We start from the raw sequence: 18,561 nt of genomic DNA on the forward strand, positions 1-18,561 counted from the left end.
ACCGTGTCTTTGCTGTCGATGGAGAGAATCATAAACGTGACGAATGACAATTGTTAGCAAGGAAAACTGTCAATCTTTTTCAAAGATATTGAGTAAGGGAACGTGCGCGCGGGTGTCCTCACCCCAACCCTCTCCCACAGGGTTGAGGGATCCCCACAAATTACAGGTTGTCACAGAATACCCCCTCTCCCTTGAGGGAGAGGGCTGGGGTGAGGGGGAACATAAAGCAGTAGTGGTTATTCCGTTCACTTTATGTTGATTGCTACTCTGTAACGACGATACAGGTGAACGTGCCAGGGCGGTTCACCGCCACCGCCCTGGCAACCCGGGCTCCCGGCAGGAAAATCGCCGCTGCGCGGTACCCTCAGCTTATTCCTTCAGGCTTCGGGTCGGGCATTAGCCTGCATCCCTGCAGGCAATGCCCTCTCGGCGCATCCCTGCGCCTCGCCCCGGCCTTACGGAAACGCTTCGGCGATTTTCAGCCGGACCATGGAGTCGCTATAAGTCTTATATTTCAATGAAATAGTTTAATTGCTTAAGAAGAACAAAATTACTGGGGAACCCTCAGCCCACAGGAAGGGGGTGCAAAAACAAAAAACGGTAACCTGGGTTACCGTTTTTTGTTTTTATCACCGCAGTTGTTGCTGACGAATAGCGGCTTTCACCAGACGCCAGGTACTCCAGATGCCAAAGCCGCGGCGAGTCCAGCGGATGAGCTTGCGCGGGTGACGAACGCCCCAGATAGCCATGATACTGGTACCGGCCAGCGTCCAGGTGCGCAGGTTCAGGAAGGTATTCCAGCCACGATCGAGCGGTCGCGTGGCGTCTATCCAGTCACGGCGACTGGCTGACAGATCCAGTCGCTGCTGTTGGATCTGTCTTAACAGCAGTGCTTTGCGTTTCTGGCGTTCGACGTTGTCGCTCACGGCTTGTCATCCTCCAGCAGGGTGCGATCGTTGGCCAGCTCCTGACGCGTGTGACGCAAGAGGGTCGATTTACGCGCCTTGCGTAGCGTCCAGATACCACCGATCAGTGCCGCTGTCAGCAAAACCACGGTCGTGGCAATCATCGCATTCAACCGATACTGAGGGTCGATGGCCCAGATGAGTAACACCATCAGGCTCATCAGACCAAACGCAGCAAAAAGCAGGGTCAGCCCGAGCATCAGCAGGATCTGGACGAGATTGGCTTTCTCCTCCTCCAGTTCAACCACTGCCAGCCGAATGCGCGTTTCAGCAATGCCGACCAGTGTTGTTAATATCCGCTGGCCGATGCCGAGGATATTTTTAGCAGGCCCTTGTGTGTGACGAGGATCTTCCATATCAGCGACGCGTGAGCAGGACACCCAGCACCACACCAATTGCGGCACCAATACCTACACCCGTCCACGGGTTATCGCGAACATATTCGTCTGCGCGTGCAGCGGCTTCACGGGTCTGTTTCGCCAGCGCATCACCTGTTTCACCCAGACGGTGGCGGCTTTCTTTCAGCGCCTGCTCTGCTTTGCTGCGCAGTTTACTGACCTCTTCTTTCGATTTATCGGTAGAGGAGTTCAGCACCTCTTCCAGAGTGTCCGCCAGGGATTTTAGTTCAGCGCGCAGATTTTCTGAGGTCGTATCTTTTGACATGATTCTCTCCTGTTGAGATTTCCGTTAACTCAATAATCGCGAGCTTCCAGCGCTTTCAGTTCGTCCTGCGCTTCTTTCAACTTCTTCTCGCGCTTAGCAATTTTTTCCGCATCCCCTTTCTCTTTCGCTTCCTGCAGGTCGTGGCGGCGCTCCGCTACCTCGTCCTTTTGTTCAGCGATTTTTTTCCGGTGGTCGGCACGCAATTGGTTGTCTGAGCAGTTGGTCTTTACTTCGCTCAACGCTTTTTTCAGACCTTCAACACGGTGCTGATTATTATGCTTTTCGGCATAACTGATTTCACGCTGTATATCCTGTTCTTTCTCCTGACAGAGAGAATTTGCGAAGGATGCCGTGCTTAAAGAAAAAAGGGCCAGAGCCAGAGTCATGCGGAATTTCATTATCGAAACCTTCCATTGTGTTACGGCGAGAGCCGTTATCCAGAATGATGCGGAGAACATGTGAGGGGTGCTCCGCGTACTTAAGCATAGTAAGTAAACGGGGTAATCACCAAAGTGAGTGAAAAGATTCGGGATCCTGGTAATTATCCAAACCGATGTGACGTGTCGCGCAACAGTGACAGCCAGGTCGTTGACTGGCTGTCATCATCCTGTTGGGCAATGATATACCCGTGCGGCAGCGTACGGTCGAGGACGATTTTCGCCGCGGCACTCTGCGCACTGGAGTCAAACTTGATCAGCAATACGTCGTCCTTTGGGGTGATGCTCTTAAAGCTGATCCCATTGGCATCCAGATGATGCCAGACAGAAAACCCGTCAGGTGCGCTGGTTCCCTGATTCACAGAGCGAATGGCCAGCGTAGACTCCTGATGTGAAAACGCAGCCCAGATCAGGAGCATGGCGCTGATCATCACCAGCACAATCATGGCAAAGGAAAAACGACGCAGGGAGAGACGGGAGATAACCATTGTTAACCCCTGGCTCCGTATTTCTTTTTCCACAGCACCACCAGCGAACCGATCAGACCAAAGACCAGCAGGACAACCGGCAGCAGCATCAGGCAGGACATCAGCTGGTCTTCATATTTCATGAATACCGGGGTTTTGCCGAGTGCGTAACCCAGCGTTGTCAGGATCACAACCCACAGCAGGCCGCTCATCCAGTTAAAGAACTGGAAACGGGTGCTGCTCAGCCCGGAAAGCCCCGCGATGGTTGGCAGCAAGGTTCGCACGAAAGCAATAAAGCGGCCAATCAACAGTGCAGAAAGCCCGTGCTTATGGAAAAGATGGTGCGCCCGCTGGTGATAGTGTGCAGGAAGATGGGAGAGCCAGTTTTGCACAATCCGCGTGTTGCCAAGCCATCGCCCCTGAATATAGCTCACCCAGCAGCCGAGACTTGCGGCGACGGTCAGTAAGAAAATGGTCTGCGGAAACGCCATCGCCCCTTTGGCACACAGCACGCCCACCAATACCAGCAAGCTGTCGCCGGGTAAAAAGGCAGCAGGAAGCAAGCCGTTCTCAAGGAACAGGATCATAAACAAGACGAAATAGAGCATGCCAATCATGGAAGGGTTGGCCAGCGTTTCGAAATCCTGAGCCCAGAGGGCATGCAGTAGTTGGGTCAAAAGTTCCATTCAGTGTTCCTGGAAATCGTTTAACGTCACGCCCGTTCTTCGGGAAAACAACACGGCGACATTGTTGTGATTTCATTATGGTCGCTCGCGGACACAATCGTGTGTGGCCAGAACTGTTCCCTGTAAAAATGGCGGGTAAGCAAGCACTAACTTATAAAAAAACAAATTGAATCTAATTGTAACAAAGCCCAACGTTCTGCGTCACAGATTTTGCATGGGGCGCAATGATTTTGGCTTAAGCCATGAAGGGGAGCGAGGGGATTTACAAAGGCTGACACTATATATGTTTGCTTACCCACCTGCACCGGAAGGCGCAACAATGCGCCTGCCAGCGAAGAAGGAAACTATTTTGCCAGACTGGATGCCGTATCGAGGTGAACGACAGGATTATCAGCAAAAAGGTAACGGTCAGCGTTGAATTCGAAGTCGTCACTGGTTTCGTTGAACAGCATCTGTTTGGTGTTTTCCAGGTGCTGCCACATGGCCAGTTTGGCGGCATGCGGATCTTTGCGAATCAGCGCTTTAAGGATCTGATCGTGGTCGTCACACCAGTTGTCGACAGTGCGTGAATCAATGTGATCGTGCAATTTCTTCCAGTACGGGTTGTGAACGCGCTGAGTCCACATTTTTTCGACAATTGCTGCCAGCGCCGTGTTTTGTGTAGCCAGAGCCACCTGTACGTGGAACTGGAGATCCCACTCTGAATCGCGGAAACATTTTTCCTTGCGTGCGTTCTCCTGGATCTCCATCAGCTTCATGATGTCCTGTTTGGTCACCTGGGTTGCCGCAAATTCCGCAATATTGCTTTCGATCAACTGGCGAGCCTGGAGCAACTCAAACGGACCATAGCTGGCGAATTCCAGACTTTCATCCGGTGCGAGGGAATATTTTGGCTGACTGGAAATCACATGAATGCCGGAACCTTTACGCACTTCAACGTAGCCTTCCACTTCCAGCATGATGATGGCTTCACGCACCACGGTACGGCTCACGCTCTTTTCATCGGCAATAAAGCGCTCAGCGGGGAGTTTATCACCGACAAGATAGACACCTTGCTCGATGCGATCTTTCAGCTCGGCAGCAAGTTGCTGATATAAACGACGTGATTCGGTGATTTCCATATGCGCTCCAGGCAGGGTACGACGGATGATTTGTTATACCACTTTTGCGTACCAGTCTCCATATTTTGCCATGAAAAAAGCCGCCTGGTGGCGGCTTTCGTGTTGTCGTTACCGGGGGAAACGCTAACTCTGCGTGAGCGGCTTTCCGACGGACTCTTCCTGCAACTCTTCAGCTGATTTGCTTTTCAGCACCGTCCAGATAACCACCGCACCTAACAGGTCGAAGACAGCCAGCACAGCGAACAGTGGGCTGAAGCCGATGGTATCTGCCAGCGCACCCACCACCAGAGCAAACAGGGTACTTGCTGTCCACGCGGCCATACCGGTCAGGCCGTTTGCCGTTGCCACTTCATTGCGGCCAAAGACGTCAGAAGAGAGTGTAATCAGCGCGCCGGACAGTGACTGGTGAGCGAAGCCACCGATACACAGCAGAGCGATAGCGATATAAGGGCTGGTGAACAGGCCGATCATGCCTGGGCCAATCATCAGCAACGCCCCCATCGTGACCACCATTTTACGGGAAACGATCAGGTTCACGCCAAACCAGCGCTGGAACAGCGGTGGCAGGTAACCCCCAACGATACAACCGAGGTCGGCGAACAGCATTGGCATCCAGGCGAACATGGCAATTTCTTTCAGGTTAAAGCCGTAAACTTTAAACATGAACAGTGGGATCCAGGCGTTAAACGTACCCCAGGCCGGTTCTGCCAGGAAACGTGGCAGCGCGATCCCCCAGAACTGACGGGTCCCCAGGATCTGCCGGACAGACATTTTTTTGCCGTTGTTGGTCTGATGCTGAGATTCCTGGCCACCAATGATGTAGTCACGTTCTTCAGGAGACAGTTTTTTCTGATCGCGTGGGTGCTTGTAGAAAACCAGCCACGCCATTGCCCATGCAAAGCTCAGGACGCCAGAGATGATGAATGCCATCTGCCAGCTGTGCATCACGATAGCCCATACCACCAGCGGCGGCGCAATCATCGCACCGATGGAAGAACCCACATTGAAATAACCGACGGCGATAGAACGTTCTTTTGCCGGGAACCACTCGGAACTGGCTTTCAGGCCAGCCGGGATCATTGCGGCTTCTGCTGCACCGACCGCACCACGTGCCAGCGCCAGGCCACCCCAGCTTCCTGCCATTGCGGTTGCACCGCAGAAAATCGCCCATGCTACGGCGAAGAAGGCATAGCCGATTTTGGTGCCCAGGATATCAAGGACATAGCCCGCAACAGGCTGCATAACTGTGTAAGCCGCGGAGTAAGCAGCAATAATGTAGGAGTATTGTTGCGTGGAGATATGTAATTCTTCCATCAACGTTGGCGCTGCTGCTGCTACGGTGTTACGTGTCAGGTAGCCCAGCACGGTACCTAAGGTCACCAGTGCGATCATGTACCAACGTAACCCTTTAATTTTACGCATGTAAAACCTCATCGTTATGTTATTTCCGCACCGGAGCACGGCAATCGCTCAACCATTTCCAGGGGCGACTGTTAACGGGAGGGGCGTAACCGGAAAAATACCGGCATAGCCCGAACCTTGGCATAAGTCATCGTGCATAAATTGGTATCCGTACCGTTAAGTCCGGTGTATCTGACACCGGGAATGCATTTCGTCGGCTTATATCTTGCGACGGCAAAAAGATAACTTGTCATACAACTTTAAAAGGTGAGTGACATCACAATTGCTGGAATATTTGTAGGGACATTCTGACGTGCAAGGGAAGCCAGTAATGGCGCGGCCTTCAGACGGGTTTGCCTCTTTAGGGGTAAATTATTTGTCGACGTTTATTGATCTGACTCACGAAAAAAACTACGGCCTCTGGAAATTGGTGTGATAACTTTGCAGCATCTGAACATTAAGCTTTCTGACGCTCTCGTTAAGAGGAAGACGATAATGACCCCGTTTATGACCGAAGATTTCCTGTTAGATACCGAATTTGCTCGCCGCCTGTACCACGACTACGCAAAAGACCAGCCGATTTTCGACTACCACTGCCATTTACCGCCGCAGCAGGTTGCCGAAAATTATCGTTTTAAAAATCTGTATGACATCTGGCTGAAGGGTGACCACTACAAATGGCGCGCAATGCGTACCAACGGTGTGGCTGAGCGGCTGTGTACTGGTGATGCCACCGACCGCGAGAAGTTTGATGCCTGGGCCGCAACCGTTCCACACACCATCGGCAACCCGCTATACCACTGGACGCACCTCGAACTGCGTCGTCCGTTCGGTATTACAGGCAAGCTGCTTTCGCCCGCGACAGCCGACGACATCTGGGCGCAATGCAACGAATTGTTGGCGCAAGACGCCTTCTCTGCGCGCGGCATCATGAAGCAGATGAACGTGAAAATGGTGGGCACGACCGACGATCCAATCGACTCACTGGAGCACCACGCGGTGGTCGCCAAAGACACCTCTTTTGATATCAAAGTGCTGCCGAGCTGGCGTCCGGATAAAGCCTTCAATATTGAGCAGGCCACCTTTAGCGACTACATGGCGAAGCTGGCGGACGTTTCTGATACCGATATTCGTCGTTTCGCAGACTTGCAGAGCGCGCTGATCAAACGTCTGGATCACTTTGCGGCGCACGGCTGTAAGGTGTCCGACCACGCGCTGGACGTGGTGCTGTTTGCGGAGTCAAACGAAGCCGAGCTGGACACTATCCTGGCGCGTCGTTTATCCGGTGAGTCCCTGAGCGAGCATGAAGTAGCGCAGTTCAAAACGGCGGTGCTGGTGTTCCTCGGCGGGGAATACGCGCGTCGCGGCTGGGTGCAGCAGTATCACATTGGTGCGCTGCGTAATAACAACCAGCGTCAGTTCAAACTGTTGGGCGCGGACGTGGGCTTCGACTCCATCAACGACCGTCCAATGGCGGAAGCACTCTCCAGGCTGCTGAGCAAACAGAACGAGCAAAACCTGCTGCCGAAAACCATCCTCTACTGCCTGAACCCGCGCGATAACGAAGTGCTGGGCACGATGATTGGTAACTTCCAGGGGGAAGGGATGCCGGGCAAGATGCAGTTCGGCTCTGGCTGGTGGTTCAACGATCAGAAAGACGGCATGGAACGTCAGATGACGCAGCTGGCGCAGCTTGGCCTGCTCAGCCGTTTTGTCGGTATGCTGACCGACAGCCGCAGCTTCCTCTCTTATACGCGCCATGAATATTTCCGCCGCATTCTGTGCCAGATGATAGGCCGCTGGGTGGCTGCGGGCGAAGCCCCGGCGGATATCCAGCTGCTGGGCGAAATGGTGAGAAACATCTGCTTTAACAATGCGCGTGACTACTTCGCCATTGAACTGAACTAAGGTTGTCTGAGGTTGATATGCAATACATCAAAATCCATTCGCTGGATAACGTTGCCGTCGCGCTGGCCGATCTGACGGAAGGCGAAGTCGTGACCGTGGAGAACCAGACGGTCACGCTGCGTCAGGCAATTGCACGCGGGCATAAGTTTGCCGTGCTCCCCATTGCCAAAGGGGAAAACGTGGTGAAGTACGGTTTGCCCATTGGTCATGCGCTGGCGGAGATTGCGCCGGGTGAACATATTCATTCCCACAATACCCGCACCAATCTGAGCGATCTGGACGAGTATAGCTATCAACCTGACTTCCAGGTGGAAGCCGGACAGGCGGCGGATCGGGAGGTGCAGATCTACCGCCGTGACAATGGCGACGTGGGGATCCGCAACGAACTGTGGATCCTCCCGACGGTGGGCTGCGTCAATGGGATCGCACGTCAGATCCAGACGCGCTTCCTGAAAGAAACCAACGATGCTGAAGGCACCGACGGCGTGCATCTGTTCAGCCACACCTACGGCTGTTCCCAGCTTGGTGACGACCACATCAATACCCGTACTATGCTGCAAAACATGGTGCGTCACCCGAATGCGGGGGCGGTGCTGGTGATTGGTCTGGGCTGTGAAAACAACCAGGTGGATGCCTTCCGCGACACGCTGGGCGAGTTCGACCCCGAGCGCGTGCATTTTATGGTGTGCCAGCATCAGGATGATGAAGTGGAAGCGGGCATTGAGCAGCTTCACCAGTTGTATGAGGTGATGCGTCATGACCAGCGCGAGCCGGGTAAGCTGAGCGAGCTGAAGTTTGGTCTGGAGTGCGGCGGATCGGATGGTCTTTCAGGTATCACGGCTAACCCAATGCTGGGGCGTTTCTCGGACTACACGATCGCCAACGGGGGAACCTCCGTACTGACTGAAGTCCCGGAGATGTTTGGCGCAGAGCGTATTCTGATGAGCCACTGCCGTAATGAAGAGACGTTTGAGAAGACGGTCATGATGGTGAACGACTTCAAACAGTACTTCATCGCTCACAATCAGCCGATTTACGAAAACCCGTCTCCGGGGAACAAAGCGGGTGGGATCACCACGCTGGAAGAGAAATCCCTCGGCTGCACCCAGAAAGCGGGAGCCAGCCCGGTGGTGGACGTCCTGCGCTACGGTGAACGTCTGAAAACCCACGGCCTGAACCTGCTGAGCGCACCGGGTAACGATGCGGTAGCCACCAGCGCGCTGGCCGGAGCCGGATGCCACATGGTGCTGTTCAGTACCGGTCGCGGTACACCGTACGGCGGTTTCGTGCCGACGGTGAAAATTGCCACCAACAGCGAGCTGGCGGCGAAGAAAAAACACTGGATTGATTTCGATGCCGGTCAGTTGATCCATGGCAAAGCGATGCCGCAGTTGCTGACCGAATTCGTGGATATCATTGTGGAATTTGCTAACGGCAAGCAGACCTGTAACGAGAAGAACGACTTCCGCGAGCTGGCGATCTTTAAGAGTGGTGTGACGCTGTAGCCTGTGTGGGCTGATGCCCTCACCCTGGCCCTCTCCCACAGGGAGAGGGAGCAAACACTAAAAACGGCAACTTGCGTTGCCGTTTTGCTTTTATCCGCGCAGGGCATTCTTCGCTAAACGCACATCTTCCGCCTGGCAAGCCGCTGCGGTGAACAGCACGTCGGTTGACGAGTTCAGCGCCGTCTCGCAGGAGTCCTGCAGCACGCCGATAATGAAGCCCACCGCCACAACCTGCATGGCGATTTCATTCGGGATACCGAACATATTACAGGCCAGTGGGATCAGCAGCAGTGAACCGCCCGCCACGCCCGATGCACCGCATGCACAAAGCGATGCCACCACGCTCAGCAACAGCGCTGTCGGCAAGTCTACCGGGATACTCAGCGTATGCACCGCCGCCAGTGTCAGCACGGTAATGGTGATTGCCGCACCCGCCATATTCACGGTCGCACCCAGCGGGATAGAAACAGAATAAGTATCGCGATCCAGGTTCAGCTTCTCAGCCAGCGCCATGTTTACCGGAATGTTTGCTGCAGAGCTGCGGGTGAAGAAGGCATACACACCGCTTTCACGCAGGCACATCAGGACAAGTGGGTACGGGTTGCGACGGATCTGCCAGAACACCAACAGTGGGTTAATCACCAGTGCCACCAGCAGCATACAGCCAATCAGGACGATCAGCAGTTGCGCGTAACCCCACAGGGTTTCGAAGCCAGTGGTTGCCAGCGTAGAGGAGACCAGGCCGAAAATACCGATGGGTGCAAAACGAATGACGATTTTGACAATAAAGGTCACGGCGTTTGAGACATCGTTGACCAGGTTTTTCGTCGTTTCATTGCCGTGACGTAACGCGAAGCCCAGACCCACTGCCCAGACCAGAATGCCAATATAGTTGGCGTTCATCAGCGCGGTAATGGGGTTCGAAACCATGCTCATCAGCAAACCGCGCATCACTTCAATGATGCCGGAAGGGGGCGTGATTTCGCCCGCAGCGGTGGTCAGGTGCAGGGTGGAAGGGAACAGGAAGCTGAACAGAACAGCCGTCAGCGCGGCAGAGAAAGTGCCCAGCAGGTATAAAAAGAGAATTGGGCGAATATTGGTTTTTTGTCCGTGTTGATGGTTGGCAATCGATGCCATCACCAGCATCAGAACCAGCACCGGTGCGACGGCTTTCAGCGCGCCAACGAACAGGGTACCGAGCAGTCCGGTGGCTTCAGCGGCAGGTTTTGACACCATTGCCAGCAGGATCCCCAGAACCAGCCCGACCAGAATTTGTTTAACGAGGCTACCCTGCGCCAGGCGCGCAAACAGGCCGTTTGATTGTGTACTCATACAAAATTCCTAAGTGAAATTGTGTTCCATCCCGGATGTGCTCTTAGTCACATTTATGTCCAGATGTAAATAAATGTTTGCCTGGTCGAGTATAAGGAAAGTGCATGTGGAGGGAAGCGTAAAATGCTGGATTTTACGTGTTGCGTCATATTTTTTAACTATTAAGTTACAAAAATGTGTTTACCCTCTCCCGGCGGGAGAGGGCGGGAGAGGGCGGGAGAGGGCGGGAGAGACTACTCTACCTGCTGTTTCTTATCGTGCTGGCGGTTAACCCAGGTATTGATAATCAGCGTGACGATCAGAATACCAAACACAATACCGAGCGAAATGGCGATCGGAATATGGTAGAAATCGACAATCAGCATCTTGATACCGATAAATACCAGAATCACCGACAGGCCATATTTCAGCATGGAGAAGCGTTCCGCCGCGCCCGCCAGCAGGAAGTACATCGCACGCAGACCGAGGATCGCGAACAGGTTAGAGGTCAGTACGATGAACGGGTCAGTGGTCACCGCGAAAATGGCCGGGATACTGTCTACCGCGAAAATCACATCGCTCAGCTCAACCAGAATCAGCACCAGCAGCAGCGGAGTGGCAAACAGCAGGCCGTTTTTACGCACGAAGAAATGTTCGCTCTCGATCTTGTCCGTCATGCGCAGATGGCCACGGATCCACTTCACCAGCGGGCGATCGCCAATGGCGGAGCCGTCTTCTTTTGCCAACGCCATCTTGATACCGGTGAACAGCAGGAACGCACCGAAGACGTATAACAACCATTCGAACTGGGTAATCAGCCAGCTTCCGGCGAAGATCATAATGGTACGCAGGACAATCGCGCCCAGCACGCCGTAGACCAGCACGCGACGCTGCAGTGATGCCGGTACGGCGAAGTAGCTGAACAGCATCAGCCAGACGAAGACGTTATCCACCGCCAGGGCTTTTTCAATCAGATAGCCGGTGAGGAAGGCAAGCGCCTGAGGATCGGCAACGGCACGCCCCTCGGTTGAGGCCAGATACCACCAGAAGGCAGCGCAGAAGAGCAGGGAGAGGGTGACCCACACCAGCGACCAGGCGGCAGCCTGTTTCATGGTCATGCCCTGTGCGCCGCGACGTCCCTGCAAAAAGAGGTCGATCGCCAGCATGACAAGCACGACGACCGCGAATCCGCCCCATAACATTGGAGTGCCGACAGAATGCATACTTTTTTCCTTACACATAAAAAAACAAAAACGGCTATGGTCAGAAGACGATAGCCGTTAGCTTTTTATGCATAGACCTCGCCTTCCGGCAAGGTCTCACTTACAGCTGAAAAAACAGGTTTTCAACTGCCCGGCGACCGGATGCGGTTTTGCACGCATCGTAATGACGATCCACCGGCAAGGAAGTTACTCCCCTTTGCGGGTAACAAAATATGTCAGAGCATCGGTTTCGTCAATGGTCTGCGCATTTCATTACACAGCTTTACGCGATAGCGTCCACGCTGTCTGCAGGGAAGACCACCCCCGTCTGACGGCGGATCTCCGTTTGCAGCTTCGCCGTGGTGCGGCTTACCGCCAGGCCAGGGTGATTGACTTCGTTGCTTTCTACCAGACGGGAAAAGGCCTCTGCCTCATAGAGCATAGTGTTAATATGCTGAGGTTGCGTCAGCTCCTGCGCTTTACCGCCACGTGGCACGAAGCTCAGCTTCTGGCACTCGGAAATCTTCTCAATCACCAGCGATCCCGCTTCACCCTGAATTTCGCTTGGCAGGACGGAATCACTCACTTTGGAATGCTGCAGCGTCACGCTGAAATCACCGTAGTCCAGTACCACTACCCCGTGTGCATCCACGCCGCTCTCCAGCAGACTGGCCGTTGCCGTTACGCCATGAGGTTCGCCCCACAGCGCTATGGCGGAGGCCAGGCAGTAGAAACCAATATCCATAATCGAGCCGTTGGAGAAGGCCGGGTTAAAGGTGTTCGGGTTCTCACCGTTCAGATAACGCTGGTAACGCGAAGAGTACTGACAGTAGTTGATAAAGGCTTTGCGCACTTTGCCAACCTTCGGTAAGGATTGCTGCAACAGCAGGAAGTTCGGCAGGCTGGCGGTTTTGAATGCTTCGAACAACACCACCTGGTTTTCGCGGGCAAGCTGAATGGCGGCTTCCACTTCCTGAATATTTGAGGCCAACGGCTTCTCGCAAATCACATGTTTTTTATGGCTCAGGAACAGCTTCGTTTGCGGGAAGTGCAGGGAGTTTGGGCTGGCAATATAGACCGCGTCAATGGCATCACTTTGCGCCATCGCATCGAGCGAGGTAAACAGATGTTCGACCAGATAGTCGTTTGCAAAACTCTGCGCCTGCTCAAGGCTGCGGGAATAGACTGCGGTGAGTTTATATTTGCCGGTTTCGTGGGCGGCGTCGACGAACTGACGAGTGATCCAGTTCGTACCGATGACTGCGAAACGTATCATAAACGTTTACGTACTCCGTAGCTGGGAACCTTCAGCCACTGTAGCACGCCATCATGACAATTCGCGTGCGTTACTGCGCATTACTCTTTAACGATAAATGCGTAAGCCACAGACGGGTATCAAACTCCAGCTGGTGGTATTGCGGCTCCATGTGGCAGCACAGGGAGTAGAACGCTTTGTCGTGCTCTTTCTCTTTCAGATGCGCCAGCTCGTGAACCACGATCATCCGCAGGAAGGCTTCCGGTGCATTGCGAAACACGGTTGCGACGCGGATCTCCGCTTTCGCTTTTAGCTTGCCGCCCTGTACGCGGGAAATCGCCGTGTGCAGGCCGAGGGCATTTTTCAGTACGTGGATCTTGTTGTCGTACATGACCTTGTTGATAGGCGGTGCACTCTTCAGATACTGGTTTTTCAAATCCTGCGTATACTGCCAGAGCGCCTTATCGGTCGCGAAATCGTGCGTGCCCGGATAGCGTTTTTCCAGCACAGCGCCCAGCTTTTGCTCGGCAATTAAGCTGCGAACCTGGGAAAGTAAGTTCTCCGGGTAGCCCTGGAGATAAGTCAGCTGGTTCATCAAAACCCCAAAATAATTTGAAAACGGGTATACTCACGCACCCTTTTCAGGGATAACGCCGAAATTTTACCATTCAGGAGGGCCGATGAGCCACTTAGACAACGGTTTCCGTTCACTCAACCTTAAACGTTTCCCGGAAACGGACGACGTCAACCCGCTTATGGCGTGGGAAGCGGCGGATGAATATCTGCTGCAGCAGTTGGATGACACTGAGATCAGCGGCCCGGTTTTGATCCTGAATGACGCGTTCGGCGCGCTGGGCTGTGCTCTGGCCGAACATACACCCTACAGTATCGGCGACTCTTACTTAAGCGAGCTGGCGACGCGTGAAAATCTGCGCCACAACGACATCGAAGAATCCAGCGTTAAGTTTCTCGACAGCACCGCGGAATACCCGCAGGCACCGGGCGTGGTACTGATTAAAGTCCCTAAAACGATGGCATTGCTGGAGCAACAGCTGCGTGCGTTGCGCAAAGTCGTCACCCCGCAAACGCGTATTATTGCGGGCGCGAAGGCGCGCGATATCCACACCTCAACGCTGGAATTGTTCGAGAAGGTGCTTGGCCCAACCACCACGACGCTGGCGTGGAAAAAAGCGCGCCTGATCAACTGTACTTTCAGTTCACCGGAACTGGCTGACGCGCCAGAGACCCTGAGCTGGAAGCTGGAAGGTACAGACTGGACCATCCACAACCACGCGAACGTTTTCTCCCGCACCGGTCTGGATATCGGGGCGCGTTTCTTTATTGAACATCTGCCGGAAAATCTGGAAGGTGAGATTGTCGACCTGGGCTGCGGTAATGGTGTGATTGGCCTGACGCTGCTGACGAAGAACCCTGAAGCCAGCGTTGTCTTTAGCGATGAGTCACCGATGGCGGTTGCCTCCAGCCGTCTGAACGTGGAAACCAACATGCCAGAGGCGCTGGATCGCTGCGAGTTTATGATTAACAACGCACTTTCTGGCGTGGAGCCTTTCCGCTTCAATGCCGTACTGTGTAACCCTCCGTTCCACCAGAAGCACGCGCTGACGGATAACGTCGCCTGGGAAATGTTCCACCATGCACGTCGCTGCCTGAAAATTAACGGCGAGCTGTACATCGTGGCAAACCGCCACCTGGACTATTTCCACAAGCTGAAGAAGATTTTCGGAAACTGCACCACGATTGCCACCAATAACAAGTTCGTGGTGCTGAAGTCCGTGAAGCTGGGTCGTCGTCGCTAAATGGTCAGCGCGAGCTGGGTGCCCTGCGCAATCGCACGGCGTGCATCCAGCTCCATTGCCACATCGCACCCACCAATCAAATGTACCGGTTTGCCCGCTTCACGCAGCGGATCGGCCAGATCTCGCTTCGGCTCCTGTCCGGCACATAAAATCACATGATCCACGCGCAACAGCTGAGACTCTCCGCCGATCAAAACATGTAGTCCGTCGTCATCGATCTTCTGATAACTCACCGCCGGGATCATCTTCACGCCGCGCGCGAGTAGGGTTGCACGGTGGATCCAGCCGGTGGTTTTACCCAGCCCTTCACCCGGTTTACTGGTTTTACGCTGCAGCATCACAATCTGACGCGGGCTTTTTGGCAGCTGTGGTCCTTCCGGACGCAGGCCGCCGGACGAGGTCAGGCTGGTATCGATCCCCCATTCCACGCAAAACCCGGCAATGTTCTGGCTGGTGGCTTCACCGGGCTGGCTTAAGTACATGGCAGTATCAAAACCGATCCCACCACAGCCGATGATTGCCACTTTCTTGCCGACCGGCATTTTGTCGCGCAAGACGTCCAGATAGCTCAGCACCTTCGGATGATCGATACCCTCGATCGCCGGCGTTCGCGGGGCGATCCCGCTGGCTAAGATCACCTCATCGAAATCGATCAGATCGGTTGGGGTGGCAAACTGGTTTAATCGCAGCACGACGCCCGTCAGGTCGATCATCCGACGGTAATAGCGCAGGGTTTCATGGAACTCCTCCTTGCCGGGGATCTGTTTGGCAATATTAAACTGCCCGCCAATCTCGCCTGCGGCGTCAAACAGCGTCACGCTGTGCCCGCGTGAGGCTGCATTCACCGCAAACGCCAGACCTGCCGGGCCTGCACCGACCACCGCCAGACGTTTTTTATTGACCGCCGGAACGACCGGCATTTTGGTTTCGTGGCAGGCACGCGGGTTCACCAGGCAGGAGGTGACTTTACCGACGAAGATCTGATCCAGACAGGCCTGGTTACAGCCGATGCAGGTGTTGATCTCATCCGCACGGCCACTTTGCGCTTTAGACAGCAGTTCGGCATCCGCAAGGAACGGGCGTGCCATCGACACCATATCGGCGTCGCCTCTGGAAATGACATCGTCTGCCACCTGAGGATCGTTAATGCGGTTGGTGGTCACCAGCGGGATCGACACGCTGCCCTTCAGCTTGCGCGTCACCCAGCTAAACGCCGCACGCGGTACTGGCGTGGCAATAGTCGGAATACGCGCTTCGTGCCAGCCGATCCCGGTGTTAATAATGGTTGCGCCTGCGGATTCAATCGCTTTTGCCAGCTGCACGGTTTCGTCGAACGTGCCACCGCCTTCTACCAGGTCGAGCATCGACAGACGGAAGACGATAATAAAATCGACACCGGTGCGTTCGCGCACGGCGCGCACCACTTCCACGGCAAAGCGCATGCGATGGGCATAGTTGCCCCCCCATTCGTCGTCGCGCTGGTTGGTGCGGGCGGCGAGGAATTCGTTTATCAGATACCCTTCGGAGCCCATTACTTCGACGCCATCGTAGCCCGCTTCACGCGCCAGCGCCGCACAGCGGGCGAAATCGTCAATCAACGCCAGGATCTCGTCATGGCTGAGTGCGTGCGGCGTGAAACGGTTAATGGGAGCCTGAATGGCCGATGGCGCAACCAGATTCGGTTGATAGCTATAGCGCCCGGTATGCAGGATTTGCAGGGCAATTTTGCCACCTTCTTTGTGAACCGCATCGGTCACAATACGGTGATGCGGCAGCTGGCTGGCATCGTTCAGCACTGCGCCACCTTCCATCCCCACCCCTGAAGGGGCTGGGGCTACGCCGCCGGTGACGATCAGCGCCACCCCGTGTCGCGCACGCTCGGCGTAGAAGGCGGCCAGACGTTCGGCTCCATCCGGGTGCTCTTCCAGCCCGGTATGCATCGAGCCCATCAACACGCGGTTTTTGAGCGTGGTAAACCCCAGATCGAGAGGGGCGAATAACGACGGGTAGCAGCTCATAGTCTCTTCCAGTGTAAAATTATTGTTATGTGGTCGGATGAGTTACTAATTTAGCCAGCATGGAGTAAAAGGGAAAAGGGGAATGCGGTGATTGTGATGGGATTCAAATATTGCCCCTCATCCTAACCCTCTCCCCATACGGGAGAGGGAACTGTCAGGTGCGGCTGGTAATATCAGCGCCGGACGGGGTTTTCCCCCTCTCCCTTATGGGGAGAGGGCAGGGGTGAGGGGAGAATATCGCGCACCAGCCCCGGTGCCTGCCACATCGACGTGGTCAGCCCGCTGTCCACCAGCCCAAGCTGGTCGGCGTACACCGCCTGCCATTTCTGCATCATGCCGTCATACAACTCGCGGTGTGCCGGGTTTGGCGTAAATTCGCGGCTCCATTTCACCAGCCGCTCGCCTGTCGACGCCATATCTGCAAACAATCCTGCCCCGGTACCTGCGGCAATCGCGCAGCCCAGCGCCGTCGCTTCTTTGACTTCAGGTACGCGCACCGGCAGCCCGGTGACATCGCTTAAAATCTGGCTCCACAATGCGCCTTTGGCTCCGCCACCGGCAAAGACCAGGCTTTCAAACGTCACGCCGGAGAAGCGGGAAATCTGTGCCAGGTTACAGGCGGAGACAATCGCGGCGTTTTCCTCCAGTGCGCGGAACAGCGTGGCTTTGTTGCACTTTTCCGGGTCGATGGAGAGGTTAATAAACGATGGCGCGGCGTGGTACCACTGCCTGAAATGCATGGCGTCGGAGAAGATGGGCATCACCCCGTAAGAGCCTGCCGGAACGCGGCTGGCCATCTCTTCCAGCAGGGAATAGGTGTCCATGCCCATCCGCCCGGCAATCAGCTTTTCCTCCGCGCAGAAGGCGTCGCGGAACCAGCGCATTGTTAATCCGGTGAAGAAACTGATGGATTCGGCTTGTGCCATGCCGGGGATCACGTGGGGGTTAACCCGGATATTCATATCGGGATCGGTACGCACCTGCGGTAAATTCACCACCTGCTGCCAGAAGGTACCGCCCAGCACTGCCGTTTGTCCGGGGCGAACGATGCCCAGCCCCAGACACCCGAGCTGCACGTCGCCACCGCCCATGACCACCGGCGTCCCTTCGCGAAGGCCGCTCTGCTGCGCGGCCGCTTTGGTAATGGCTCCAAGCAATGTGCCCGTCTCTTTCACCGGGGAGAGAATATCGGCGCGTAACCCGGCCATGTCCAGCAGGGCCGGACGCCAGTCGCGGGAAAAGAGATCTAACATGCCGGTGGTACCCGCATTCGACGGGTCCACCGCCAGTTCGCCGGAGAGTTTCGCCGCCAGCCAGTCGCTGATCATGGTAAGGGTAGCGGCTTTACGGTAGATATCCGGGCGATGGTGCGCAAGCCACAGCAGGCGCGGCATGGCGCTCAGCGCCAGGGTCTGGCCGGAGACGTCATATACCTCGGATTCAAAGTGGTAATCGTGGATCTCTTTGAGTTCAGCCACCTCGCGGCTGGCGCGGGCGTCAACATTGGCGCAGGCCCAGATGGCCTCGCCGTTGCGGTCATACAGCACTATCCCTTCGCGCATTGAACAGCAGGCGACGGACTGAATATCCGCCGCGCTCAGGTGCGCACGCTCCAGCGCCTGATGGATGCACTGGCAAGCCAGTCGCCAGTTGGTGTCGAGGTCAAACTCCATCGACCCCGGTACATTCTCTACGCTCAGGTGTTTCCACTCGGCCTGGCCGACGGCTATCTGGTTGCCCTGCAAATCGAAAATGACGGCGCGAACGCTGCCTGTCCCTGCATCTAACGCTAAAAGGTAACTCAT

The 18,561-nt window shown here is 55.1% G+C and carries 17 protein-coding genes; 3 read left to right on the forward strand and 14 right to left on the reverse strand.

Features of this window, described 5'->3' with window-relative positions:
• Positions 1 to 629: 629 nt before the first annotated feature.
• The 8 genes from ACHHZ6_RS06450 to ACHHZ6_RS06485 form a co-directional block, all read right to left on the reverse strand.
• Positions 630 to 926 carry a YqjK-like family protein gene (locus ACHHZ6_RS06450; protein ID WP_182272721.1) on the reverse strand — a complete coding sequence of 99 codons (297 nt, stop codon included), beginning with the start codon at positions 924 to 926 and terminating at the stop codon, positions 630 to 632.
• Positions 923 to 1,321, reverse strand: a complete 399-nt coding sequence (locus ACHHZ6_RS06455) for a phage holin family protein (protein ID WP_182272720.1) — start codon at positions 1,319 to 1,321, stop codon at positions 923 to 925. Before ACHHZ6_RS06455 ends, ACHHZ6_RS06450 begins: the two co-directional genes overlap by 4 nt.
• A 1-nt stretch (position 1,322) precedes the next feature.
• Positions 1,323 to 1,628: a YqjD family protein gene (locus ACHHZ6_RS06460; protein WP_182272719.1), complete on the reverse strand. Its 306-nt coding sequence runs from the start codon at positions 1,626 to 1,628 to the stop codon at positions 1,323 to 1,325.
• A 29-nt stretch (positions 1,629 to 1,657) separates the two neighbouring features.
• Entirely contained in the window at positions 1,658 to 2,026 is a 369-nt protein-coding gene (locus ACHHZ6_RS06465; RefSeq protein WP_182272718.1) for a DUF1090 domain-containing protein, read from the reverse strand.
• 143 nt (positions 2,027 to 2,169) lie between these two features.
• Positions 2,170 to 2,553, reverse strand: a complete 384-nt coding sequence (gene mzrA / locus ACHHZ6_RS06470; protein ID WP_182272717.1) for an EnvZ/OmpR regulon moderator MzrA — start codon at positions 2,551 to 2,553, stop codon at positions 2,170 to 2,172.
• Between the two features lie 2 nt (positions 2,554 to 2,555).
• Entirely contained in the window at positions 2,556 to 3,218 is a 663-nt protein-coding gene (gene yqjA / locus ACHHZ6_RS06475) for a DedA family general envelope maintenance protein YqjA (protein WP_182272716.1), read from the reverse strand.
• Between the two features lie 344 nt (positions 3,219 to 3,562).
• Positions 3,563 to 4,339: a transcriptional regulator ExuR gene (exuR, locus tag ACHHZ6_RS06480; RefSeq protein ID WP_182272715.1), complete on the reverse strand. Its 777-nt coding sequence runs from the start codon at positions 4,337 to 4,339 to the stop codon at positions 3,563 to 3,565.
• Between the two features lie 123 nt (positions 4,340 to 4,462).
• On the reverse strand, positions 4,463 to 5,761 hold the full coding sequence (locus ACHHZ6_RS06485; protein ID WP_182272714.1) for an MFS transporter: 1,299 nt from the start codon (positions 5,759 to 5,761) through the stop codon (positions 4,463 to 4,465).
• A gap of 474 nt (positions 5,762 to 6,235) precedes the next feature.
• Here ACHHZ6_RS06485 and uxaC point away from each other — a divergent pair, with 474 nt between their 5' ends.
• On the forward strand, positions 6,236 to 7,648 hold the full coding sequence (gene uxaC, locus ACHHZ6_RS06490) for a glucuronate isomerase (protein ID WP_196390527.1): 1,413 nt from the start codon (positions 6,236 to 6,238) through the stop codon (positions 7,646 to 7,648).
• 17 nt (positions 7,649 to 7,665) lie between these two features.
• Entirely contained in the window at positions 7,666 to 9,153 is a 1,488-nt protein-coding gene (locus tag ACHHZ6_RS06495) for a UxaA family hydrolase (RefSeq protein WP_182272712.1), read from the forward strand.
• 90 nt (positions 9,154 to 9,243) lie between these two features.
• Here ACHHZ6_RS06495 and sstT read toward each other — a convergent pair whose 3' ends face one another.
• The 4 genes from sstT to ACHHZ6_RS06515 all read right to left on the reverse strand — a co-directional run bounded on the left by sstT (position 9,244) and on the right by ACHHZ6_RS06515 (position 13,516).
• Positions 9,244 to 10,485 carry a serine/threonine transporter SstT gene (sstT, locus tag ACHHZ6_RS06500; RefSeq protein WP_395121928.1) on the reverse strand — a complete coding sequence of 414 codons (1,242 nt, stop codon included), beginning with the start codon at positions 10,483 to 10,485 and terminating at the stop codon, positions 9,244 to 9,246.
• A 233-nt stretch (positions 10,486 to 10,718) separates the two neighbouring features.
• Positions 10,719 to 11,687: a TerC family protein gene (locus ACHHZ6_RS06505; protein ID WP_182272710.1), complete on the reverse strand. Its 969-nt coding sequence runs from the start codon at positions 11,685 to 11,687 to the stop codon at positions 10,719 to 10,721.
• Between the two features lie 262 nt (positions 11,688 to 11,949).
• Positions 11,950 to 12,942: a Gfo/Idh/MocA family protein gene (locus tag ACHHZ6_RS06510; protein ID WP_395121930.1), complete on the reverse strand. Its 993-nt coding sequence runs from the start codon at positions 12,940 to 12,942 to the stop codon at positions 11,950 to 11,952.
• Positions 12,943 to 13,012: 70 nt separating this feature from the next.
• Entirely contained in the window at positions 13,013 to 13,516 is a 504-nt protein-coding gene (locus ACHHZ6_RS06515) for a YgjP-like metallopeptidase domain-containing protein (RefSeq protein ID WP_182272708.1), read from the reverse strand.
• Positions 13,517 to 13,601: 85 nt separating this feature from the next.
• On the opposite strand from ACHHZ6_RS06515, the gene rlmG reads away from it, so the two are divergent.
• On the forward strand, positions 13,602 to 14,738 hold the full coding sequence (gene rlmG, locus ACHHZ6_RS06520; RefSeq protein WP_395121931.1) for a 23S rRNA (guanine(1835)-N(2))-methyltransferase RlmG: 1,137 nt from the start codon (positions 13,602 to 13,604) through the stop codon (positions 14,736 to 14,738).
• Here rlmG and ACHHZ6_RS06525 read toward each other — a convergent pair.
• Positions 14,735 to 16,756: an FAD-dependent oxidoreductase gene (locus ACHHZ6_RS06525; RefSeq protein ID WP_395121933.1), complete on the reverse strand. Its 2,022-nt coding sequence runs from the start codon at positions 16,754 to 16,756 to the stop codon at positions 14,735 to 14,737. The two genes, rlmG and ACHHZ6_RS06525, sit on opposite strands and share 4 nt — an antisense overlap.
• Positions 16,757 to 16,929: 173 nt before the next feature.
• Entirely contained in the window at positions 16,930 to 18,561 is a 1,632-nt protein-coding gene (lsrK, locus tag ACHHZ6_RS06530; protein WP_395121935.1) for an autoinducer-2 kinase, read from the reverse strand.

This window comes from Enterobacter cloacae complex sp. 2024EL-00214, from assembly GCF_043945575.1.
GTDB classification, from domain to species: Bacteria; Pseudomonadota; Gammaproteobacteria; order Enterobacterales; family Enterobacteriaceae; genus Enterobacter; species Enterobacter cloacae_P.

What these genes read in the sequence shown, in the direction of transcription:
- ACHHZ6_RS06455 (WP_182272720.1), bottom strand. Translation starts at nt 1,321, where the DNA reads ATGGAAGATCCTCGTCACACACAAGGGCCTGCTAAAAATATCCTCGGC.
- ACHHZ6_RS06460 (WP_182272719.1), bottom strand. Translation starts at nt 1,628, where the DNA reads ATGTCAAAAGATACGACCTCAGAAAATCTGCGCGCTGAACTAAAATCC.
- ACHHZ6_RS06465 (WP_182272718.1), bottom strand. Translation starts at nt 2,026, where the DNA reads ATGAAATTCCGCATGACTCTGGCTCTGGCCCTTTTTTCTTTAAGCACG.
- mzrA (WP_182272717.1), bottom strand. Translation starts at nt 2,553, where the DNA reads ATGGTTATCTCCCGTCTCTCCCTGCGTCGTTTTTCCTTTGCCATGATT.
- yqjA (WP_182272716.1), bottom strand. Translation starts at nt 3,218, where the DNA reads ATGGAACTTTTGACCCAACTACTGCATGCCCTCTGGGCTCAGGATTTC.
- exuR (WP_182272715.1), bottom strand. Translation starts at nt 4,339, where the DNA reads ATGGAAATCACCGAATCACGTCGTTTATATCAGCAACTTGCTGCCGAG.
- ACHHZ6_RS06485 (WP_182272714.1), bottom strand. Translation starts at nt 5,761, where the DNA reads ATGCGTAAAATTAAAGGGTTACGTTGGTACATGATCGCACTGGTGACC.
- uxaC (WP_196390527.1), top strand. Translation starts at nt 6,236, where the DNA reads ATGACCCCGTTTATGACCGAAGATTTCCTGTTAGATACCGAATTTGCT.
- ACHHZ6_RS06495 (WP_182272712.1), top strand. Translation starts at nt 7,666, where the DNA reads ATGCAATACATCAAAATCCATTCGCTGGATAACGTTGCCGTCGCGCTG.
- sstT (WP_395121928.1), bottom strand. Translation starts at nt 10,485, where the DNA reads ATGAGTACACAATCAAACGGCCTGTTTGCGCGCCTGGCGCAGGGTAGC.
- ACHHZ6_RS06505 (WP_182272710.1), bottom strand. Translation starts at nt 11,687, where the DNA reads ATGCATTCTGTCGGCACTCCAATGTTATGGGGCGGATTCGCGGTCGTC.
- ACHHZ6_RS06510 (WP_395121930.1), bottom strand. Translation starts at nt 12,942, where the DNA reads ATGATACGTTTCGCAGTCATCGGTACGAACTGGATCACTCGTCAGTTC.
- ACHHZ6_RS06515 (WP_182272708.1), bottom strand. Translation starts at nt 13,516, where the DNA reads ATGAACCAGCTGACTTATCTCCAGGGCTACCCGGAGAACTTACTTTCC.
- rlmG (WP_395121931.1), top strand. Translation starts at nt 13,602, where the DNA reads ATGAGCCACTTAGACAACGGTTTCCGTTCACTCAACCTTAAACGTTTC.
- ACHHZ6_RS06525 (WP_395121933.1), bottom strand. Translation starts at nt 16,756, where the DNA reads ATGAGCTGCTACCCGTCGTTATTCGCCCCTCTCGATCTGGGGTTTACC.
- lsrK (WP_395121935.1), bottom strand. Translation starts at nt 18,561, where the DNA reads ATGAGTTACCTTTTAGCGTTAGATGCAGGGACAGGCAGCGTTCGCGCC.